Source organism: Streptomyces sp. NPDC104096 (assembly GCF_055584385.1).
In genome coordinates this window covers 15,258-34,510 of sequence record NZ_JBVJMD010000028.1, presented here as the reverse complement: position 1 = coordinate 34,510, position 19,253 = coordinate 15,258, and the positions used below count along the sequence as shown (strand labels likewise).

Sequence of the window (19,253 nt, the reverse complement as noted above, 5' to 3'; positions counted from 1 at the left end):
GCGAGGACGAACAGATCGGCAGCGTGGAACCCCAGGGCGGGCGCAAGCCGTCGGAGCAGCACCTCTGTGGGGGCTCTTCCCCGCGAGCACCACCCGGACCTCGTCCGCGGTCACCCCAGCGCGTTCGGCCGGCTCCCGCACCGTGAGCATTCTGTGGCCCGGCAACGACGCCGGCACGGTGCCGAACCCGGGGTGTTCCCTCATGCCCGCGCACCAGCCAGGGGAGCGGGCGTCGCCGACCGGCCCAACCGGGACAACACCCACTGTCCGACCGCCCGGGACCAGATCGATCGAGACGGAACAAACGCGGAAGGACCGGCCACCATGCGTGAGAGCCGGGAGTCGTTCTAGCGGCGGACCGCCGAGATCAGTCCGCCGGGCTGCTCCTGGTGCTGCGGCGGGGTGTCGATCGGGCGGCCGTAGGCGGCGGCGCGCTCGCGCAGGGTGTGACTGTCGGCCTCCCAGCCGTGCCCGGCCAGCCAGCCCACCGGGTCGTCGGACATTTCCGAGACCCACATGGACGCCGCCGATCCCGGCGCGGCGTCCGCGCCGAAGCGTTCGATCACGCCGCGCGAGCCCAATGTCAGCCCCATCCTGCTGCTTGGCGCCGACTGCGCGCCGATCCGGGCCAGCAGCAGTTCCACCGCCTCCTGGGGCAGATAGATCAGCAGTCCTTCGGCGATCCACACGGTCGGCGCCGACGCATCGTGCCCTGCGGCGGCCAGCGCGGCCGGCCAGTCCTCACGCAGGTCCACGGGGACGGTGATCCGCTCGCAGCGTGCCACGGCCCGCTCCTGGCGCAGCACCGATGCCTTGAAGTCCAGTGGTGCTGCGGTGTCGACCTCGAACAGCCGGGTGCTCTCGGGCCAGTCCATCCGAAAGGCCCGGCTGTCCATGCCGGCGCCGAGGAGTACGACCTGCCGGATCCCGGACGCACAGGCCTGCTGCAACAGGTCGTCGAGGAACTTCGTCCTGATGACGATGGAGAACGACACGGCCAGCCGACGCCGTCGCGCCGCCTCGTCACCATCGGGCAGCGGTGGCGAGGAGGGCCACAGGCCGCCGGCGGCGGCGAAGGCCTGTGCCAGTGGGTCGCGGAACAGCGCGTTCTCCCGCTCGGTCTCCAGTGCCCGCACCCTGGCCACCCCCACCGCCGTGGCCCACACTCCGGACGGCTGCACCTGCTCCTGTCCATCAGTCACCCCGCCAGCCTAGACGACCGGCTCCAAGGGCTCGGGTCGGATGAGGGGAGCCGGCCTCGGGCGCCGCCGACCGCTCATGCGCGCTCTGGCCTCCTGCGACCACGAGGACTCGGCGTCAAGCGAAGACCACCGGCCACCCTGCGCCTCAGAGGGTGAGGCCGGTGGGTCCGTAGGTGCTGCAGAACTCGCAGTCGCAGCCGGTCAAAGAGTTCGCCTGGCAATGAGCGGCCGGCCAGTAGCGGGACGCGCAGGGGGCTGGGTCGCGCAGCGTCTCGTCGCGGGGCACTGTCCTGTCGCACCAAGTACAGCGCACGGCTACGGACACACCGGTCTCCCGCAGCCGCCGGACCGCGATAAGGGCGGTGTCGAGCGGGGCTTCCTCCAGAACCACCGCAGGGACGCTGCCCAGAAGAAGCTTGCTGCGCCACAGGCTCAGTCCGGTCACCGATCGGATTGCCTTCAGGGCCTCCTGTCTCCCGTTCCCGGATTCGGTCACCAGCACGGTGAACGCCGGCTCCTCCATGGGCACGTCTCCTTCGGCGACGGGACAGCCGCTCTCAGTATGTCGACGCAGAGACCTTCGGCCCATCAGTTTTCAGCGCGGCGATCCCGCCGAGCGGCGACGTCACCTCCGGTGAACATCCGCGGCACTCAAGATCGCCGATTGTCGCCCGAAGCGCCGGCCGATTGCTGCTTCACATGACCGGGGCCAGACGGAGTGAACCGTTCCGGGTTCGGCGGAGACCTTGATGCGCCCGGGTCCGCCGGGCGGCTGTCACCGGTGCGGCACGGCGATGCCGGCTGCGCGCAGATGCGTTTCGATCAGTGTGTTCAGCCGGGCGATGGACGGTGACCGGTCCTCGCGGTGGTGGTTGACCACGGCGTAGCGGGAGGCGGCGTCGGGCTGGTTGTGGAATCCGGTTGGTGTGGCCAGCAGTTCGCGGTCGGAGAGCAGTTTGTCGGCCAGTGCGGAGGCCAGCTCCTCGATCCGCGGGTCGTCCGGGTCCCAGGACCTCGCTTCCCAGCCTTGTTTGGTCAGTTCGACGGACTCGGGATCGTCGAGGGAGTGTCCGAGCCGGGTCAGGAACTGGTCGAAGATCTCCGGGACCAGCGCCTGGGTCAGCACCAGGGCTTCTCGTTGGCCGGCCACGTAGTCGGGGCTGAAGCCGAGTTCGGCGAGCCGGTCCAGGACCGCGCAGGCCCGGTCGGGCAGCAGGGCCCGGTCGCCGTGGTCCAGACGGCGCAGCCTGTCGCGGCGCGCGGTCAGGTCGTCGATCCGTTCGGTGAGCTGCTGATGGATGTCGTCCAGGGTGGCGGCGAACGTCCGGGGATCGGCGTCGAGCAGGTCGCCGATCTCGGCCAGCGGCACGCCCGCTGCGGCCAGGGTCCGGACCTGGACCAGCCGGAACAGTTCGTCCGAGCGGTAGCGGCGGTAGCCGGAACCGTCACGTTCCGGCTCGGCGACCAGGCCGAGCCGGTGATAGTGCCGCACGGTCTTGATCGTGACACCGGCGAACGCTGCCGCCTGGCCGATCGTGAGCCCGTCTGCCATCGGCTCGGCGCACCTCCGGGTCGTGGGCGGCCGAGGTCTCGCCGGCCGCTACGGCGACGGCCGGGAAGCCCGGACGATCACAGGAGTGAGGATAGCGCGAACCGGTTCCAGCCCTTTCCCTTACCGCTGACGAGGCTCGGGACGCCGGCCTTTGGGGCCGGTCAACTCCTTGGTGCCGAGCAGGGGTTGACCTTGCCCCTGGGGCAGGGCTGCAGGCTCTCCGCACGGCCGCTCCAAGGGCCCGGACAGCCAACGGGGTTGTTCTGAGAACGCACAGGAGAAACAGGAGATTCATCATGGGAACAAGCAACAGCGGCTTCTCCGACGCAGGACTGCGCCGACTGCGCGAAGTGCTGGCGGGGCACGTCGAGTCCAAGAAGATTCCCGGCCTTGTCGCCCTGGTCAGCCGCGGCGGCCGGACGCACGTTGAAGCGATCGGGACGATGCGTCATGACGGTGGCGCGCCGATGCGCCGGGACACGATCTTCCGGATGGCGTCCGCGTCCAAACCGGTCACGATGGCAGCGGCGATGGTCCTGCTGGACGAGTGCCGGCTGCGGCTGGACGACCCCGTGGATCAGTGGCTGCCCGAACTCGCCGACCGGCAGGTGCTGAAGCGGCCCGACGGACCGCTGGACGACACCGTGCCGGCGCAACGGCCGATCACCGTACGAGACCTGCTCACCTCCACGTTCGGGCTCGGAGTGGACTTCGAGTCGATGGCTTCCCCGATCAGGGCCGCGACCTTCGAGCGTCTCGACTACAGCGTGGCATCCGGGCCCGCGCCCGCGCCGGACGAGTGGATGCGCCGCCTGGGCGAGCTGCCGCTGCAGTACCAGCCCGGAGTGCGGTGGCAGTACGACCTCAGCAACGAGGTGACCGGCGTGCTGGTCTCCAGGGTCACCGGACAGCCGTTGGAGGCGTTCCTGCGCGAACGCGTCCTCGATCCGCTGGGCATGAAGGACACCGCCTTCCACGTGCCCGCCGACAAGATCGACCGACTGCCGCCCCTGTACGGACCCGATCCGCAGACCGGCGAGTTCGTCGTGTGGGACGAAGCGGCAGGGGGGAGGGCCGGCGCGCCCCCGGTGTTCCAGGGCGCCGGCGGCGGACTGGTCTCCACTGTCGACGACTTCGACGCCTACTTCCAGATGCTGCTGAACCACGGGATGCACGGCAGTCAGCGGATCCTGTCCCGGGCCGCCGTCGAGCTGATGACCACCAACCGACTCTCGCCCGGCCAACTGGCCGCCCGCGAAGCCATGTTCAGCAACCTCGCCCACCTGTCGTGCGGCCAGGGGGCGCACGGCGGCTGGGGCTTCGGGATGGAGGTGCGCACCCGGCGCGACGACTACTCGCCCGTCGGCCAGTTCGGCTGGTTCGGCGGAAGCGGCACCACCGCCTACGCGGACAGGACCAACCAGCTCACCGGAGTCCTGCTCACCCAGGTCGGACTGTCGACCCCGGACGCGCCGCGCGCCATGAACGACTTCTGGACCACGCTCTACCAGGCCATCGACTGACAACGACATCGACCACTGCTGTACGGCTGGGACCGGTGACAGGAGCCAGGGGCAGAATCCCTGTGCGCCCGCGTCCGGGAAGTCGAAGGCCGTTCAGCAGTGGGTGTCGTCTCTTCGGCCGGCCGTTGAAGTGCCTTATCGGTTTGCCGCCGGCCGGCCCGGTCGGATAGGAAGCTCACATGCTTCGAGGCAACAAGATCGGGCTGCGGGCCCGGCACGAGGACGACATCCCAGTCCTGCGGACCGAGCTCTACGACGACGTCGTCAACTCCTCGCGGGCCGAGGCCGGGCCGTGGCGCCCGATCACGCCCGGCTCGCAGGATCCCCGGCTCGTGGTGGACGACACGCACGAGGGAAGCGTCCGGTTCTCCGTGGTGGAACTGGAGGGCGGCACACTGGTCGGCACGGCGACGCTGTGGGGCATCGACAACCACAACCGGACCGCGCACATCGGGCTGGGGCTGCTGCCGTCCTCCCGCGGCAAGGGCTACGGCACCGACGTGGTCGCGACGCTGTGCCACTACGGATTCGTCGTGCGCGGCCTGCACCGGCTGCAGGTCGAGACGCTGTCGGACAACGCCGCGATGCTGCGCTCCGCCGAGCGCAACGGCTTCGTCCGCGAGGGCGTGCTGCGCTCCTCGGCCTGGGTGATGGGCGAGTTCCTGGACGAGGTGCTGCTCGGGCTCCTCGCCCGCGACTGGAAGGCGGACTCGAAGGTCTAGGAGACATCTTCCGATCACCGGGACGGACTGCGGGGGTCGGGCCTTGGCGAGGTCGGGGCTTCACCTCAGGCCAGTCGACATGGAGGGGCGGAGATCGTGGACGTCGGTACGCGGACTCGTGTTTCGACATACGCCATCGCGGTGGAGAACGAGCGGTTGCTGCTGGCTCGTCTGTCGGACGCGTCACCGATCTTCACTCCAGGGCTGTGGCACTTGCCGGGCGGGGGAGTCGATCCGGGCGAGCAGCCGGTGGAGGCCTTGGCCCGTGAACTCCGGGAGGAGACAGGACTCGAACTCGCCGCCGCTCGACTGCTCGACGCCCGGACGTACGCGGTTCAACGGCGCGGCGTGAACTGGAATCTTGTCGCCCTGTTCTACGCGGTGGACCTCAAGTCCGGGACGTCCACGGTCGCCGAGGTCGACGGTTCGACTGACGCGGCGACCTGGATCCCCCTAGCGGGCCTGCAGCCTGCCGTGCTGTCGCCGGCCGCAGCCGACGCCCTTCACATGATTGAGCCCTGGGAAGCGAAGTAACACTTCGAACCAAGTCGTTCGACGAGGTCGCTCGTAGCGATGTGTCACGGGTGCTGCTCGATGGACGGCCGGTGCGGGGACGGGGGAGCTATGCGATGGGGTCGTGGGGATGGGGGTCGCGACGTTCAATTCGTTCACCAGTCGGTACTTTCCGGGTTCTGCTCTCGCGGGGATCCGGGAGTGACGAGAGGGCAGGCATGGCCAGTCACGGCACAGTCGAAGCCATCAACGGACTGACCATGCGTTGGGCCGCGACCCTGCCCGACGACGGCACGGTATTTGCCGCAGCCGGGGTGTGGCCGTTGCTCGGCCTCCTCGCCGACGGTGCCGCAGGTCCCGCCCGGCAGGAACTCTCGGACGCACTCGGCATCCCGGCAGACGGTGCCGCAGCGGCCGCACGAGAGCTGCTCTCCACCCTCGGGGCGACGCGTGGCCCGGGCACGGCCCTGGGTCTGTGGACCCGCGACACCCTGCCCGTCGAGCCGGCCTGGTCGGACCGACTGCCCGCCGACGTGCACGGGCAGCTCACCGGCGACCCCGTCAGCGACCGGTTGCACCTCGACGCATGGGCGGCCAAGTGCACCCAAGGGCAGGTCGACGTGATGCCGGTCCCTGTGAACGACAGGACTCTGCTGGTGCTGGCCAGCGCCCTGACCCTGCGTACCGACTGGATCCGGCCCTTCACTTCGGGCGCGATGGAAGTCGGAGCCGGACCCTGGTACGGCAGGGACCTGGCCAGCCTGTACCGAACCACCAGTCTCCTGAACCGGGTTGGCATCGCGGAAACGGCAGCCGGCCCCCTCACCGAACTTCAGGTCATCGGTACCCATGGCATCGACGTCCACCTGTACCTCGGAACACCTGACGCAACGGCAGGCCAGGTACTGGCCGGCGCAGCGGGCGCACTCCACAACCGCCGGGCAATGGTCCCCGGCGAGCACCTCCCTTACGGCACCCCGGGCCCCGGGCTGTCCGTGACGCGCGTGCCCAGCGTCGACGGCGAACCCAGGCTCCACGTGACCACCGTGCCGTTCACCGTCAAAGCCCACCACGATCTGCTCGACCAGCCCGACCTGTTCGGCCTGCGCACGGCGACGGACGCCTCGCAAGGCCACTTCCCCGGCATAAGTGCCGAGCCGCTCGCTGTCGAGGCTGCCGCACAGTCCATGACGGCGACGTTCGGCGCACGCGGTTTCCGCTCCGCGGCTGTCGCCGCCTTCTCGGGAATGGCCGGCGGCATCCCGCGCCACCCCTTCCGGGCCCGCGAGATCAGCGTCTGCTTCGACCGCCCCTTCGGATTCCTCGCACTGCACCGAACCTCCCGACTCGTCCTCAACGCAGGCTGGGTCACCGACCCCGACATCCTCGAGGAAGCCTCCTGGGACGACTGCTGAGCGCCCCTCCCCGAGGCGCGGCGTGCCTCGCCGGCCTCAGCGCGTGATCCGGTCGATCACCAGGCGCTCGAAGAGGTCGTCGTGCAGTTGGTACTGCTCCACGGATCGGTGCGCGGCCGCCGTGTCCCCGTTCCACTCGGTGATGACGTCCTTGTTGAAGTCGATCAGGCGGCGTACGTCGTCGGACGTCAGCTCGGGATGGAACTGGCAGCCGAAAACCCGCTCGCCGAAGCTGAGTGCCTGGACGGAGGTGTGGTCGTTGCGGTACTCGATGCGTACCCCGTCGACCTCCTCGATCCGCGGACTGATGGCCTGATAGTGAAACGACGGCACGACGTCGATGCCGTGGTCGCCGCCCCTGCTGCGGGTGCCGTCACCGGTGCGGCTCACCGGGGTCAGGCCGACCTCTATGCCCGAACTGCCGATGATCGAATCCGGACGCAGTGCCTCGGCGATCAACTGAGAGCCGAGGCATACGCCGATCACCGCGGGGCCCGGGCTCGCGGCCTCGGTACCCCCGTCGCGCTTGCCCGTGTCCGCGATGAGCTCCCGCACCAGCGTGATGGTCGCGCGCATCCAGGCGGCGTCCGAGTGCACAGAGGTCTGGCCTCCGGTGAACACATAGGCGAGGTTCGGTCGGGGGATGCGCGCGGCAGGATCGGCCGCCTCGGTCGGCAGGTTCAGGCGTCCACAGCTCAGGCCGGCCCGGGTAAGTCGTTGCTCGATCCGGTCGGCGTAGTCGAGACCGTCGTAGATCAGTCCGTCCGCGACGCAGATCTGCACGTCCACCGGCACGATCCCCCCTCTACCCGAAGAACATCGACCACAAGCTGGCCGCTGCGTCCACGCACTGGACGAAACTCAGGATAGCCACGATCGTCACGGCCTGGTTGACTCGCTTCACCCGGCGCATCTGCGCGTGCTCCAGCTTGCGTTCGACCGCGTACCGCGCCATTGCGAGCAGGGTGTCGGTGCGTTCGCGCACCTTCTCGGTCTCCCACGCCTTCAGTACGCTGTCACGCAGCTTGAGGACGTGGAAGTCGTAGCTGAACGTGGGCCGTACCAACGCCTGATAGTCGGCACGAAGCCGTCGTTCCAGCCCGACGAGCAGTTCGGGGTCTTCGTCCAGGGCCGACTCGCGGATGATCCGTTCCGCGGCGTCGGCGGAGCGTTCCAGCCGGGCGTAGTGCACGTTCAGCTGACCCAGCAGGTGCTCGAGCTGGCCGAGCGTGTCTTGAGGGTTCCGGGAGGCCAACAGGAAGAAGGCGTACCCGGGGTAGAAGAACTCTTCGGGCCACGTCGATTCGGAGGGGATCGGCTCGGCGGAGCGGGGGTAGACCAGGTGCCGTAAGGAATGGGAGAGCGTCGCCCGGCCCGGAGCCGGATGGGTGGTGCTCCCTGCGTAGGCGAGGTTGAAATAGGGCAGGACGGTGGGACACGGCGGCCCCTGTCGGCATTGGTCGGACACCGCGGCAAGGGCCGGCAGCAGCTCGTCCCTGATGCGCGCGGTGACATCGTCGCGGCCCTTCGGCCCGAAGCCGTCGATGAGCTGCTTCCGCCGTACCTCGGACCACCCGTCGGCGATGCGCATGTGCACGGCCACCGAGCCGTAGCCGTCCGGGAACAGAACGCCGGTGACGCTCAGTTCCACGGGAAGCAGCGTCGCCTCCTGCACGATCGTCGTCAGCCGCGCGTTGAACGCGTCGGAGCCGGCAAGGTGCGTGAGCAGGTCGACGGGGGGATTGCCGAAGGTGAGCGAGCCACGCAGGAATTGGTCCAGGGACCGTTGCACCACCGTCAGGCGCATCTGCGGATCGAGCGCGCCGTCCAGCGGTACGGCGAAGCTGGGAACGTCCGTGAGGGACGTGGACCCGGGATAGAAGGGTCCGGTCAGCAACAGCAGGGCGTCGCCGCAGAAGTCGACGTCATCCGACTCCGCAGGGAGCGGTCCGACGACCGCAGGGGCCTGCGGTAACACCACTCTCTCCGGTGCCCCGCCCTCCTCCTGAACAAGTTCGTACCTGTCCATGCAACCGTCCCCCGGCGATTGAGATACCTCGGTCCTGCAGGCTACCGCGTCCACGAGATCCACTACAGGCATCTGATACGGAGCGTTCCCCCCGCCGCATCCTCCTTCTGTCGACCGGTACGAGTATTCTGATGCTCAGTCATAAGCGGACCGCAGTGCGGTGATTGACATGCAGTTGAGGTACAGCTTCCGCCTGTACCCGAACGGTCCTCGGCGCTCCGCATCGGCCCGGGCGTTCGGGTGCGCGGGTGGTCCGCAACGACGCCCTGCGGGCTCGTGAGACCGCCCGGGCTCACCCGTACGCGCCTGGCCAAGTCCGTGCATGACGCCGGCTGGTCCGCGTTCGTCGCGATGCTGGAGTACAAGGCCGCCCGGTACGGGCGCACCTTCCACCGCAGCGGACGGTTCGAGCCGACCTCCCAGGTCTGCGAGAAGCACGGTCGTGCCGAGCAAGGCCCGCTGGGCGTGCAGTACAACGGCATCCTGTCCGAGCCCGCCCCGCTGGTCGTGCGGGCACCCAAGCACTGGTTCTGGGCCGGCACCGGCCTGCAGGGCGGCGAGGAGTTACGCGGCCTGGTCGGCGGCGAAGCCGACGGTTACGACGACAGGATGCCGTCGCCGACGGGCGCCGACCGGATCCTCCTCTCGACGGCTCCCTACGGCGACAGCTTCGCCCCCCGTGACAGACGCGGCCGTCGCATCCAGAACACCACCCCCTGAGCTTCCCGGGCCTTGAACCATGGCCCGGGAAGCCGGCCTTTTCGCGAGTCTGCACAGGGGTTGATGACGCACAACGCGTCGCCCGGAGCACCGTCCGGGCGGCGCGTCACGACAAGGCGAACGTCGCTCGATGCGGCACCTAGTAGGTGATGGTGATCGGGGTGCGCACGGTGCGTTGGGGCAGGGTGAGGGTCAGGACGCGCGTGTCGGCGTCCCAGTGGTACTGGCTCGGGGCGAGTCGCCCCTCGTGCGTGGTGACCTTTGCCGGCATGTGGGCGGCTCCGAGTATGGACAGCGTCCACTGCCGGTTCTTCACCTGGCCGCGGAAGGAGCCTTTCGCCGCGCTGATGGAGACGGTGTGGCGCCCACGGTGTTCGGCGTATCGGACGGTCGTGGTGGCGCTGTGGCCCTGGTGGTGCGTGGCGGCGGGGGAGCCGTCGTCCTCGTAGAGGGTGTATTCGCCCGACGCGCCTGAGGCGACGGTCAGCGTCAACTGGGTCGGCGGAGCCTTGTCGTTGCTGGTGGCGTCATGAGTGCGGGTCGGAACGATTCCGCCGGCCTTCATGAACACGGGCATCGAGTTCAGGTCGGTCGTGATCTCCTGTGTGGTGCCGCCCTGGTAGGTCTTTCCGGTGAAGTAGTCGGTCCACTGGCCCGGCGGGAACCACACCGAGGTCGTCGCCGTCGTCCCGGCTGTCGTGACCGGGGCGACCAGCATGTCGGAGCCGTAGAAGTATTCGCTGCCGGCGGTGGCGTACGCCTGCGGCTCGTCCGGGTACTCCAGGTAGGCGGGACGGACGATGGGAGTGCCGGTCCGGTTGGCTTCCTCGGCCAGCGAGTAGGTGTAAGGGACCAGGTTTTCACGGAGGTTGAGGAACTTGTCCGCCGACTGCCGCGCTTGGGGCCCGTACTGCCAGGGCAGCCGGTCGCTGTGGTTGCTGTGCAGGCGGTCGATCGGCTGGAAGGTGCCGAACTGGACCCAGCGGGCGTACAGGTCGTCCGGCAGCTTGTGCGTGCTGTGCGTGCCGCCTGCGTCGGTGTAGGTCTCCGAGCCCTTGAGGCCCGTCGTGTCGTTGTGACCGCCGATGTCGTGGGTGATGGCGGCCAGCCCGGTCGCGGCGGACTCGCCTGGGGTGTAGCCGACTTCCAGCTTCAGGGTGCCCCAGGTCGAGGAGGTGTCACCGGTGAAGTGGACGGTGCTGCGCTTGTCGGCCCACGGTCCGGTCGGCAGGCCTTGCTGGCCGCTGTAGCCGCCGGCCTGGAGTGAGCCGTAGGCGCGGGACAGCACGAAGCCTCGGCCGGAGCTCTGGCCGGTGAGAGAGGCGTACTGCTGGTTGATCCACGCGTCCGGCGTGACCCCGGGCAGCGCTGCCTGCGACTGGTCGCAGCACCAGTCGAGCCACCAGAAGTCGTTGCCCTGCTCGTCCATGGTGCGGTGGAGGTCCGTGTACGCCTCGAGCTGGTCGGGGTCGCCGAAGTCGAAGGTGTAGCAGTTGCCCTGGACCGAAGCGGCAGGAGCACAACCTCCCTTCGTCAACTTGCCCTTGGCGGTTGCCTGTGCCTGCGCGAACTGGGGGTCGGAGGCAAGGATGCTCGGGTGCACGTTGAGCGTGTTGTGCAGCCCCTCTCTGGCGGACCAGTCGAAAAAGCCTTTCGGATCGGGGAACTTGGCCGTGTCGATCTCCCACCCGCTCCAGTCGTTGACCGCTTTGAAGTCGGTATCGGTCACCAGCACATCCAGGGGTACGCCCTCGGATCTGAAGGCCGGCAAGATCGTGTTCTGGTAGTCGGCTGCCGTGCGGTCGATGTACTCCGAGTACCAGACCCCGTAGGCCCATTGCGGCAACAACGCGGACGGGCCGGTCAGGGTCGCCAGGTCCCTCAGGCCCTGCTTGTAGTTGTGCCCGAAGCCGAAGACATAGCCGTCCTGGTAGGGGTTGCCGCCGTGCGAGGGCCGGGGCGTGACCTTCTGCGTCGCCGTGTCGTACAGCGCCGACAAGGTGTCGTCCAGCAGGTACCAGCCGTCCTTGTTCAGGAGACCGGGCGTGGTGACTGGAGCGGGGCCGTTGCCGGTCACACCGTCCAGACCGCGACGGTAGCCGCCGAGTGCGAGATGCGGCTGCGGAGCAGGGACGTCGGCCGACGCCAGGGAGACGGTGTCCAGGTTGACGTGGCAGCTCGCCGTGTCCGGGCAGTTGAAGCTGAGGTCGTCCTGGCCTGCGTTCAGCGTGACGCGTGCCGTCGCGGTCTTCCAGTCGTTCCAGTCGTCCGTCGCCGGGAGCGACAGGGGGACGTTCGTGCCACCCGACGAAACGGACGCGGTACGGGTTTCGTGCCGCCCGTCTCCGCCGGTGCCGTTGGCGTAACGGATCCGCAGCGTATAGGTGCCCTTTTCGGGGACCCCGACCAGGTGGGTGGTCACGCCGGATCCTTGGTTCATCTCGGCGACGAAGCCGCTTCCTGCATAGCCCGGATGGTCATCGGCGCTTACGGCACTGCCGGAGACCCGCCCTGCTTCCGCCTCGCAACTCGTGCCGAGCAGACAGCCGGTGATGGCGGTGGTGGAAGCCGGGGGATACGGGTCCTTGGAGTTGACCAGGGCGACGCTGTCGACGTTGACGTTTCCGGAGTCGGCAGCGGTCCGGGTGAGCGCCACGGTATGGCGACCGGCGCTGAGCGCCACCTGCGCGGTGACGAGCTTCCAGGTGTCCCAGTTCGCCGTGGTCGGCAGGGACACCCTCTGCGGCGCGGCGCCATCCACCGTGAGGGAGAGCGTCCTTGTCTCGTTCTTTCCGTCGCCGCCGACGGAGTTGGCGTAACGCACATCGAAGTCGTACGTCCCAGCGCTGCTGACATCGATGTCAGCCTTTGCCGAACTGCCGGTTCCCGCGAAGCCGGCTGCGAAGCCCGCGCCGGTGTGGCCGCTGTGGTCCTCGGCAACGGACACGCCGTCGAGTTGGAGTTTCTCAGCCTCACACAGTGCGCCGAGCGAGCAGGTCAGTCGCTGCCAGGGGGTAGCGGTGACCGGGCTGTCGCCCGCGGTCTCACGCACGGAGAGGTTGTCCGTATCGAACGGTCCGGATCCGACCCTGTAGCGTAATTCGGTCGCGTCGGTCTTGATGGTGAGCCAGCCGTCGGAGACGCGGGACGAGTAGGCGGTCCGGGCGAAACCCGTGCGGCCTATCGCGTTGAAGGTGGGCTCGTCGGTGAACTTCCCATCGCCCGCGTACTCAGTGCGGATCAGCGTGGGCGACAGGACTTCGAAACGCGCGTCACCGGATGTGATGGTCGGAATGCGCTGGTCGGAAGCATCCCGGGGAGACAGGGGACTGGCCAGGGCCGGGCCGCCGGCAAGTGCCGTCGCGGTGGCAAGTGACAGCGCTACGGCCGTGCTCACCTGCCGCCGCATGGATCTGAAACGTCGCATCTTCGCCGCACTTGGCATGTCAACTCCGTTTACTCGATGACGAGGCGCCCCATGTCAACCCTGGATTGCCGTGCCGCCCAGGGAAGGTGACAGCACCCGGGCCCGGTGGTGTGCACGATCGCGCCCGGCTGGAAGCTCCTTGAGCGCCGGGTACCGCGACCCTGTCGCGCCCGGCTCACGAAGCGGCGCCAAGACCTGGCGCCGTGAGATCAGGCTGTGAGTGCGGCCCGTTCGAGGAGACCGTTGTCATAGTGCCGACGAGAGGAAGCCGCGCCCGCCGGGGTTCGAAGACGACGCTCAAGGAGTTTCTTCCTTCCTCCGCCACGCCTGTGATCAGTGACGTAAGCCTTCGCAGGTGAGACAACGAGCAGCGTCCGGACTTCACATTCCGGTTGAGGGACGTTGCCTGACAGTGTGGCGTCATGTTCGATTCGTGGTCAATGAGGCCGGCGAAACGAACGAACCTCAACAGCGGACCGTTGTTGGGGACCACCCCGAACAGCGGTCCGGGGCAGGTCTGCGCGGCGCGATCGAAGCCTTTTGCCTCGACTCGGCTCCCCGGCATCTCGCCCTCTCGCCAGAGGGCGGTTCCGCCTGACGAGACTTCGACCATGACACCGGACACCGAGACCATGCGGAATCACTGGTGGTGGCGGCCCGGTTGGAGCGTGGGCCGCCGCTTCTGCACCTGGCACCTCACCTTCGAGGGGCAGGACGATGCGCACCAGCCAGCCGCCGAGTACCGGGCCGTCGCCCTCGCCCCGCTGGGAAAGCCCTCACCCTGGTCCCTGACCGGAGGCTGCACCTCACCATGCAGGGCGTCGACTTCGTGGGCAGAAGCGGCAACGCTCGCCGAGCGGTTCAGGACACCACGGGATCGGCGTCCGTGACCTCGCTCAGCCGGACCGTGCACAGTCCGCGGGGCTCGCTCTTCACCTCCGTCACCTTGAGCTGGGTCCCCGGCGTAAGGATGTATTCCTCCTCGCCGGTGAAGGCGGAGAAGCTCTTGATCCCGACCGCCCGCGCCGGCGTCACCTCGAAGAGGGTCCGCTTGCCGCGACTGCCCAGGAACGCCCTGGCCACGTTCAGCTCGGAGGTGCACGAGGAGACGCCCCACCAGGTCACCGTACGGCCCACCGGGTACTGCGCCCGAAGGTCCAGCGACACCCCGCGCCACAGCGGCTGCGTGTAGGCCGGCAGCTCCGAGACCGCCGAGAACAGCAGCCGCAGGTACGGCAGGTAGGGCGTGACCCTGGTGCGGTCGGGGGAGCGCAGAACGCTGTTGATCTCGCGGTAGAAGGCTGACTCACAGGTGTAGAGGTGGAGCGCGGCGATCGCGTCGGCGGACACGCCGGCCCCGGCCGACTGGTCTGCACGCCGCTTGCCGAAGTCGTGCGAGCGCTGGATGTGCCCGGCGAGCCCGGACAGCACCGCGGAGGCCGGGGCGATGGCGTCCTGGAAGTCCATCAGCGGAGTGTCGAAGACACCGGTGATCGCGGGCAGGACCAGGCCCTCGTCCTTGACGCTGGTGAGGCGCTCCAGATACAGCTGGTGCAGGTTCATGGTCGACTCGATGAACGCGCCCATGCGCGCCGCGACACCCCCGTCCGCCCCGCCCGCGCCGGCCGCCGTCTCGTTCCACCCCTTGCTCGGCAGCCAGTCGATGCCGTCGGCGCCCACCGAGGCCAGTGCGTCGTTGACCTGGGCGAAGTGGTCGCCCTCGCAGAAGATGTCGCCCTGTGCCGCCGGGTTCGCGTGGTCGAGGTGGCGGACCTCGACGTCCGGGTACTTCTGCTGGAGCCGCAGGACGACCCGCTTCAGGCTGCGCGCGTGCGCCCCCCACCACGCGAACACGACCCCGCGGTCCTCCTCGGGCGCGTCCTGCTTGGCCTTGAGGATCTCCTCGACGATCCGCTCGGCGACCGGCCGCCAGAACGCCGTGTGCTGATCCGCCCCCATCGCGCCGTCGCCGCTCGCGGTCAGCGACGCGTTCAGCAGGAGCACGCCCTGCGTCAGCATCGCCTGGAACCACTCCGGCGGCTGGACCGTGTCCTGCTTCTTCAGCAGCGCCCGCACGTCGGCGATCGGGGTCTTCTTGGCGATGCCGTACTTCCACATCGCCGCCGCCTTGATCAGGCACCTGATGCTGACGACCCGGCCGAACTGACTGTCCTTCCAGTCGCTGAAGGTGTTGTCGAACATGGCTATGCCGGTGGCGCTCTCCGGCCGCGGATACGGGTTCTGGCCGAAGGCCACGACCTTCCACTTGTGCGGCGGGTTCGGCTTGAGCGCCTGGAACGTCAGCTCGCGGACCGGGACCACCTCGTGGCTGCGGCCCTTCCCGATGAACCGCGCGGCGTCCGGCTGCGCCTCGATGACCGGCTTCAGCAACGGGAGCCAGGCCTCCCCGCCGCCGTCGAAGAGCTCGGTCAGGGCGAGGGGGTCGTTCACATCGGGCTGGGGCTGCGACGGCTGGCCCGCAGCCGGGACGCCGGTCGTCGGTCCGGTCACGGCGGAGGCGCCTTCACTCGTCGTGGCAGAAGGAGAGGAGGGAGTGGGAGCGGCAGTTGCGGGCGCCGACGCGGGGGCGACGGGCGTGACGGCTGCCGGCGGCACGATACGCACCCGCTGGTCGACGGGCGCGTTCTCGATCCCGTGGAGCTGGGCGACGATCGTGGAGCGCAGCTCGTCGTCGTCCTCGAACCAGTGGTCGTGGAAGAGCGTGTAGCCGGTCCACATCAGATTGGCGCACACCCGGGCCGGCACCTGACCGGTCTGAGCCCCCAACCCGACCAGCGCCACGGACCGGATGCTGCCCGGCTTCTTCCGGTTCTGCCGGTGGACGGCCTGGAAAGCGGCCGCGCACGCCAGCGCCACGTTCAGCGTGGCGCTCACGTTCTGCGAGGACCGCACCATCGTGGGCGTCGATATCAGGTACCGGGGGACGGTCGCGCCGGACGGGACGCAGACCGCGCTGCCCACCGGCATGGGTCCGGCGAACCGGTCACGGATCGCCCGCTGGACGCGCACCTGTATGCCGGACCCCAGGTACCGCTTGATGACGGCGTCGACCCCGCCGTCCATCCGGCCCCGGGAGTTCGTAGGGGTGACCCAGGCGTCGACGTCCTCGTCGAGGATCGAGCCCTTGCGGATCTCGATGCCGGGGGTGTCGGCGAACGCGGCGCGCCACGCCTCCACCACACGCTCGTTGACGTCCGTCAGCACCACCCTGAGCGCGGGCAGCACACTGCTCTCGGTCATCGTCCACTCCTGTCGTGCAACGGCGGTTCCAAGACCTCGAACGTATCTCCCGCCACTGACAACGCGGCTCCGAAAAGGGGCCGGTGACCTGCCGTCAGGCTCCGGTGCGCCCGCGCCGACAGGTGACCGCAGACGTCCGTGGCCTGTTCAGCCGTCAGTCTCGTACGTCTCCGGGGAAGCGGAGCAGACCTGGTGCCAGTGCTGGGCTGAGCGGGCCAGGTCGTCGATGACGTGGAGGAGGAACCGGCTCGTGCTCTCCAGCCGCGCGCCGGCAGGGGTGGTGGTGCCGAGTTTCCGGGCTACGACCCCACAAGCCTCGGCGATCTGCCGTTGGTTGCGCACGCCGGCCATGATGGATCGAAACGCTACGTCGTCGTCGATGGCGTAGCGTTCGGCGCGGCTGCGGGGGTCGCGTTCGCGTTTGACGAGTGCCTGGGTCTCCAGGTAGCCGACGGCCTTGGAGATGGAAGCAGGACTGACGTGCAGGCGTCGCACGAGTTCCGCGGAGGTGAGGCTGCCGCCGTCGGTGGTGAACAACGCGGCGAGCACCCTGGCCATCATCTGTGGGAGCCCGGCCTGGATCATCAGTTCCACGCTCTGCGCGTCCACCTCGTCAGCGAGCCGTGGATCGCGCCCGCCGGGGCCGGCTCCTCCTGGTGGCAGTGTCGGTGAAGAGGTCCTGCGCGGGCGCGCGTGTCGTGTGCCGGCCCGGTGGGCCGCCTCGGCGTGGTAGCCGCGTGGCCCGCCGTTGCGCGTCACTTCGCGGATGACGGTGGAGGTCGGCCGCCCGATGCGGCGGCCGATAGCGGCGTAGGTCAGCTCCTCGCGCAGTCCCACGGCGATCTGCTGCCGGTCCTGGAGGGTGAGTCTGGCACCGGGCATCGGGCGTCCTCCGCTGTCGGCGTCGAGGCTACCTTAATGCAACACGCGTTGTTGCATTAGCCGACATGAGTCATGCAACGATTTGGCGCATCTACCTGCAATTATGCTGTCGCTTCGCGCAGATATAATTGACGTTTTCGTGAATGCAACGTTATTTTCAGTGAGTGGCAAAAGTGCTCGCGCGGCGCCGGATCTCACCAACGGGAGTGAAACCCATGACTACCGATCCCGGTCGATCCGCGGTCGCGGTGACCGCGGTACGCAAGTCGTACGGCGACCACGTGGTGCTCGACGGCATCGACCTCGATATCCCCGCGGGATCCGTCTTCGCGTTGCTCGGCCCGAACGGCGCCGGCAAGACCACGATGGTGCAGATCCTGTCCACGCTCATCCGCGCCGACGCCGGCGACATGCGGGTCACCGGCCACGACGTGGTCCGGGATCCGGACGCGGTCCGTGCGGCGATCGGCGTCACCGGCCAGTTCTCCGCAGTGGACGGCTTCCTCACCGGCGAGGAGAACCTGCTGTTGATGGCCGACCTGAACCGTCTGCCCCGCCGGGAACGACGGCAGCGTGCCGCGGACCTGCTGGCGCGGTTCGATCTGGTGGACGCGGCCCGCAAGCCCGCGGCGACATATTCAGGGGGGATGCGCCGCCGCCTGGATCTCGCGATGACACTGGTCGGCCGGCCCCGTGTGATCTTCCTCGACGAGCCGACCACCGGGCTGGATCCGCGCAGCAGGCGGACCATGTGGGAGATCATCCACCGGCTGGTGACCGACGAGGGCGTCACGATCTTCCTCACTACCCAGTACCTCGAGGAGGCCGACCGGCTCGCCGACCGAATCGCCGTGCTGTACCAGGGAAAACTGGTCGCGGAGGGCTCGCCGAGGGAGCTCAAACGGCAGGTCGGCAGCGGCCACATCACCCTGCGGTTCGCTGACCCGGACGGTTACGACCACGCGGCCCGGACGCTGGACGTGTCATCCCGCGACGATGAGGCACGCACGCTGCAGATCCCCAGCCAGGGCGATCTCCGGGCGTTGCGCGCACTGCTGGAGTGGCTCGACCACGCCGCGCTCACCGTGGACGAACTCCAGGTCCGCACCCCCGATCTCGACGACGTCTTCTTCGCCCTGACGGGCAACCCGGTCACGGAACAGGAGTCCGCCCGATGAGCAGCGCTTCCCGTACTGCTTCCCACGCCTTCGCCGACTCGGCGACCATGCTGCGCCGCCGATTACGGCACATGCTGCGTTACCCGACGCTCATCCTGACGGCCGCCGGGGTTCCGGTGGTCTTCCTGCTGCTGTTCGTCTACGTTCTCGGCGGCATCCTCGGCGCCGGCCTCGGCGGGCCCTCAGGCGGCCGGGATGCCTATGTGAACTACGTCGTCCCCGGCGTCATCCTGATGACCGTGGCGACCGCGGCCCAGGGCACGGCGATCTCGGTGGCCATCGACATGACCGAGGGCATCGTCGCCCGGTTCCGCACCATGGCCATCGCCCGGGTTTCGGTGCTCACCGGTCATGTGCTGGGCAGCCTGATCCAGACCCTGCTGAGTATCGCTGCCGTCGTCGGGGTCGCGCTGCTGGTGGGATTCGAGCCGACCGCGGGCTTCGGCGAATGGCTCGGCGCGATCGGCGTGCTCGTCATGATCATCCTCGCGCTCACCTGGCTGTCGGTCGCACTGGCCATGGTCGCCAAGAGCGTCGCCACCGCGAGCAACATGCTGACGCCGCTGATGATCCTGCCCATGACGGGCAGCGGGTTCGTCCCCACCGACTCGATGCCGGGAGGGCTGAAATGGTTCGCCGAGTACCAGCCGTTCACCCCGTTCATCGAAACCCTGCGCGGGCTGCTGATGGGCACCCCGATCGACAACAGCGCAGTCCTTGCCCTCGGTTGGTGCGCCCTGATCGCTCTGGGCGGCTGTCTATGGGCGAAGAAGCTCTACAACCGCGAGCCCGCCGAGTGAGCGGGGGCTGCTCCTGGAGCGGAGCGTCG

14 protein-coding genes and 2 pseudogenes are annotated in these 19,253 nt (G+C 68.7%); 8 read left to right on the top strand and 8 right to left on the bottom strand.

Annotated features, from left to right (window positions below):
- Positions 1-347 precede the first annotated feature (347 nt).
- The 3 genes from ACZ60B_RS25820 to ACZ60B_RS25810 form a co-directional block, all read right to left on the bottom strand.
- A complete protein-coding gene (locus tag ACZ60B_RS25820) occupies positions 348-1,202 on the bottom strand; it encodes a class I SAM-dependent methyltransferase (protein WP_469390819.1) in 855 nt (284 codons plus the stop codon).
- 145 nt (positions 1,203-1,347) lie between these two features.
- Positions 1,348-1,725 (bottom strand): ribosomal protein L7/L12, encoded by a 378-nt coding sequence (locus ACZ60B_RS25815; RefSeq protein ID WP_469390817.1) that lies wholly within the window; start codon positions 1,723-1,725, stop codon positions 1,348-1,350.
- A 252-nt stretch (positions 1,726-1,977) separates the two neighbouring features.
- Positions 1,978-2,754 carry a MerR family transcriptional regulator gene (locus ACZ60B_RS25810; RefSeq protein WP_469390814.1) on the bottom strand — a complete coding sequence of 259 codons (777 nt, stop codon included), beginning with the start codon at positions 2,752-2,754 and terminating at the stop codon, positions 1,978-1,980.
- A gap of 296 nt (positions 2,755-3,050) precedes the next feature.
- Here ACZ60B_RS25810 and ACZ60B_RS25805 point away from each other — a divergent pair, with 296 nt between their 5' ends.
- The 4 genes from ACZ60B_RS25805 (at position 3,051) to ACZ60B_RS25790 (ending at position 6,927) form a co-directional block, all read left to right on the top strand.
- The gene (locus tag ACZ60B_RS25805; protein ID WP_469390812.1) at positions 3,051-4,277 is read left to right on the top strand and encodes a serine hydrolase domain-containing protein; all 1,227 of its coding nucleotides are present in this window, start codon (positions 3,051-3,053) and stop codon (positions 4,275-4,277) included.
- Between the two features lie 179 nt (positions 4,278-4,456).
- The gene (locus ACZ60B_RS25800; protein WP_469390810.1) at positions 4,457-4,999 is read left to right on the top strand and encodes a GNAT family N-acetyltransferase; all 543 of its coding nucleotides are present in this window, start codon (positions 4,457-4,459) and stop codon (positions 4,997-4,999) included.
- Between the two features lie 96 nt (positions 5,000-5,095).
- Entirely contained in the window at positions 5,096-5,533 is a 438-nt protein-coding gene (locus ACZ60B_RS25795) for an NUDIX domain-containing protein (RefSeq protein ID WP_469390808.1), read from the top strand.
- 197 nt (positions 5,534-5,730) lie between these two features.
- Entirely contained in the window at positions 5,731-6,927 is a 1,197-nt protein-coding gene (locus tag ACZ60B_RS25790) for a serpin family protein (protein ID WP_469390806.1), read from the top strand.
- Positions 6,928-6,963: 36 nt separating this feature from the next.
- Here the strand turns inward: ACZ60B_RS25790 and ACZ60B_RS25785 are convergent, their stop codons facing one another.
- Entirely contained in the window at positions 6,964-7,722 is a 759-nt protein-coding gene (locus ACZ60B_RS25785; RefSeq protein ID WP_469390804.1) for a type 1 glutamine amidotransferase, read from the bottom strand.
- Positions 7,723-7,732: 10 nt separating this feature from the next.
- The gene (locus ACZ60B_RS25780) at positions 7,733-8,956 is read right to left on the bottom strand and encodes a hypothetical protein (RefSeq protein WP_469390802.1); all 1,224 of its coding nucleotides are present in this window, start codon (positions 8,954-8,956) and stop codon (positions 7,733-7,735) included.
- Positions 8,957-9,244: 288 nt separating this feature from the next.
- Here ACZ60B_RS25780 and ACZ60B_RS25775 point away from each other — a divergent pair.
- Positions 9,245-9,676: pseudogene (locus ACZ60B_RS25775) on the top strand (N,N-dimethylformamidase beta subunit family domain-containing protein); the annotation flags it as partial.
- Between the two features lie 139 nt (positions 9,677-9,815).
- On the opposite strand, the gene ACZ60B_RS25770 reads toward ACZ60B_RS25775, so the two are convergent.
- The gene (locus tag ACZ60B_RS25770) at positions 9,816-13,013 is read right to left on the bottom strand and encodes a TIM-barrel domain-containing protein (protein WP_469390963.1); all 3,198 of its coding nucleotides are present in this window, start codon (positions 13,011-13,013) and stop codon (positions 9,816-9,818) included.
- 722 nt (positions 13,014-13,735) lie between these two features.
- On the opposite strand from ACZ60B_RS25770, the pseudogene ACZ60B_RS25765 reads away from it, so the two are divergent.
- A pseudogene (locus ACZ60B_RS25765) lies at positions 13,736-13,942 on the top strand (2'-5' RNA ligase family protein); the annotation flags it as partial.
- 22 nt (positions 13,943-13,964) lie between these two features.
- Here the strand turns inward: ACZ60B_RS25765 and ACZ60B_RS25760 are convergent.
- Both ACZ60B_RS25760 and ACZ60B_RS25755 read right to left on the bottom strand, forming a co-directional pair.
- A complete protein-coding gene (locus ACZ60B_RS25760) occupies positions 13,965-16,364 on the bottom strand; it encodes an ADP-ribosyltransferase domain-containing protein (RefSeq protein WP_469390800.1) in 2,400 nt (799 codons plus the stop codon).
- A 147-nt stretch (positions 16,365-16,511) separates the two neighbouring features.
- A complete protein-coding gene (locus ACZ60B_RS25755; RefSeq protein ID WP_469390798.1) occupies positions 16,512-17,246 on the bottom strand; it encodes a GbsR/MarR family transcriptional regulator in 735 nt (244 codons plus the stop codon).
- A gap of 215 nt (positions 17,247-17,461) precedes the next feature.
- Here ACZ60B_RS25755 and ACZ60B_RS25750 point away from each other — a divergent pair, with 215 nt between their 5' ends.
- Both ACZ60B_RS25750 and ACZ60B_RS25745 read left to right on the top strand, forming a co-directional pair.
- Positions 17,462-18,424 (top strand): ATP-binding cassette domain-containing protein, encoded by a 963-nt coding sequence (locus ACZ60B_RS25750; RefSeq protein WP_469390796.1) that lies wholly within the window; start codon positions 17,462-17,464, stop codon positions 18,422-18,424.
- Positions 18,421-19,224: an ABC transporter permease gene (locus tag ACZ60B_RS25745; RefSeq protein ID WP_469390794.1), complete on the top strand. Its 804-nt coding sequence runs from the start codon at positions 18,421-18,423 to the stop codon at positions 19,222-19,224. The genes ACZ60B_RS25750 and ACZ60B_RS25745 overlap by 4 nt, the downstream gene beginning before the upstream one ends.
- Positions 19,225-19,253 lie beyond the last annotated feature (29 nt).

What these genes read in the sequence shown, in the direction of transcription:
- ACZ60B_RS25815 (WP_469390817.1), bottom strand. Translation starts at nt 1,725, where the DNA reads ATGGAGGAGCCGGCGTTCACCGTGCTGGTGACCGAATCCGGGAACGGG.
- ACZ60B_RS25810 (WP_469390814.1), bottom strand. Translation starts at nt 2,754, where the DNA reads ATGGCAGACGGGCTCACGATCGGCCAGGCGGCAGCGTTCGCCGGTGTC.
- ACZ60B_RS25805 (WP_469390812.1), top strand. Translation starts at nt 3,051, where the DNA reads ATGGGAACAAGCAACAGCGGCTTCTCCGACGCAGGACTGCGCCGACTG.
- ACZ60B_RS25800 (WP_469390810.1), top strand. Translation starts at nt 4,457, where the DNA reads ATGCTTCGAGGCAACAAGATCGGGCTGCGGGCCCGGCACGAGGACGAC.
- ACZ60B_RS25790 (WP_469390806.1), top strand. Translation starts at nt 5,731, where the DNA reads ATGGCCAGTCACGGCACAGTCGAAGCCATCAACGGACTGACCATGCGT.
- ACZ60B_RS25780 (WP_469390802.1), bottom strand. Translation starts at nt 8,956, where the DNA reads ATGGACAGGTACGAACTTGTTCAGGAGGAGGGCGGGGCACCGGAGAGA.
- ACZ60B_RS25760 (WP_469390800.1), bottom strand. Translation starts at nt 16,364, where the DNA reads ATGACCGAGAGCAGTGTGCTGCCCGCGCTCAGGGTGGTGCTGACGGAC.
- ACZ60B_RS25755 (WP_469390798.1), bottom strand. Translation starts at nt 17,246, where the DNA reads ATGCCCGGTGCCAGACTCACCCTCCAGGACCGGCAGCAGATCGCCGTG.
- ACZ60B_RS25750 (WP_469390796.1), top strand. Translation starts at nt 17,462, where the DNA reads ATGACTACCGATCCCGGTCGATCCGCGGTCGCGGTGACCGCGGTACGC.
- ACZ60B_RS25745 (WP_469390794.1), top strand. Translation starts at nt 18,421, where the DNA reads ATGAGCAGCGCTTCCCGTACTGCTTCCCACGCCTTCGCCGACTCGGCG.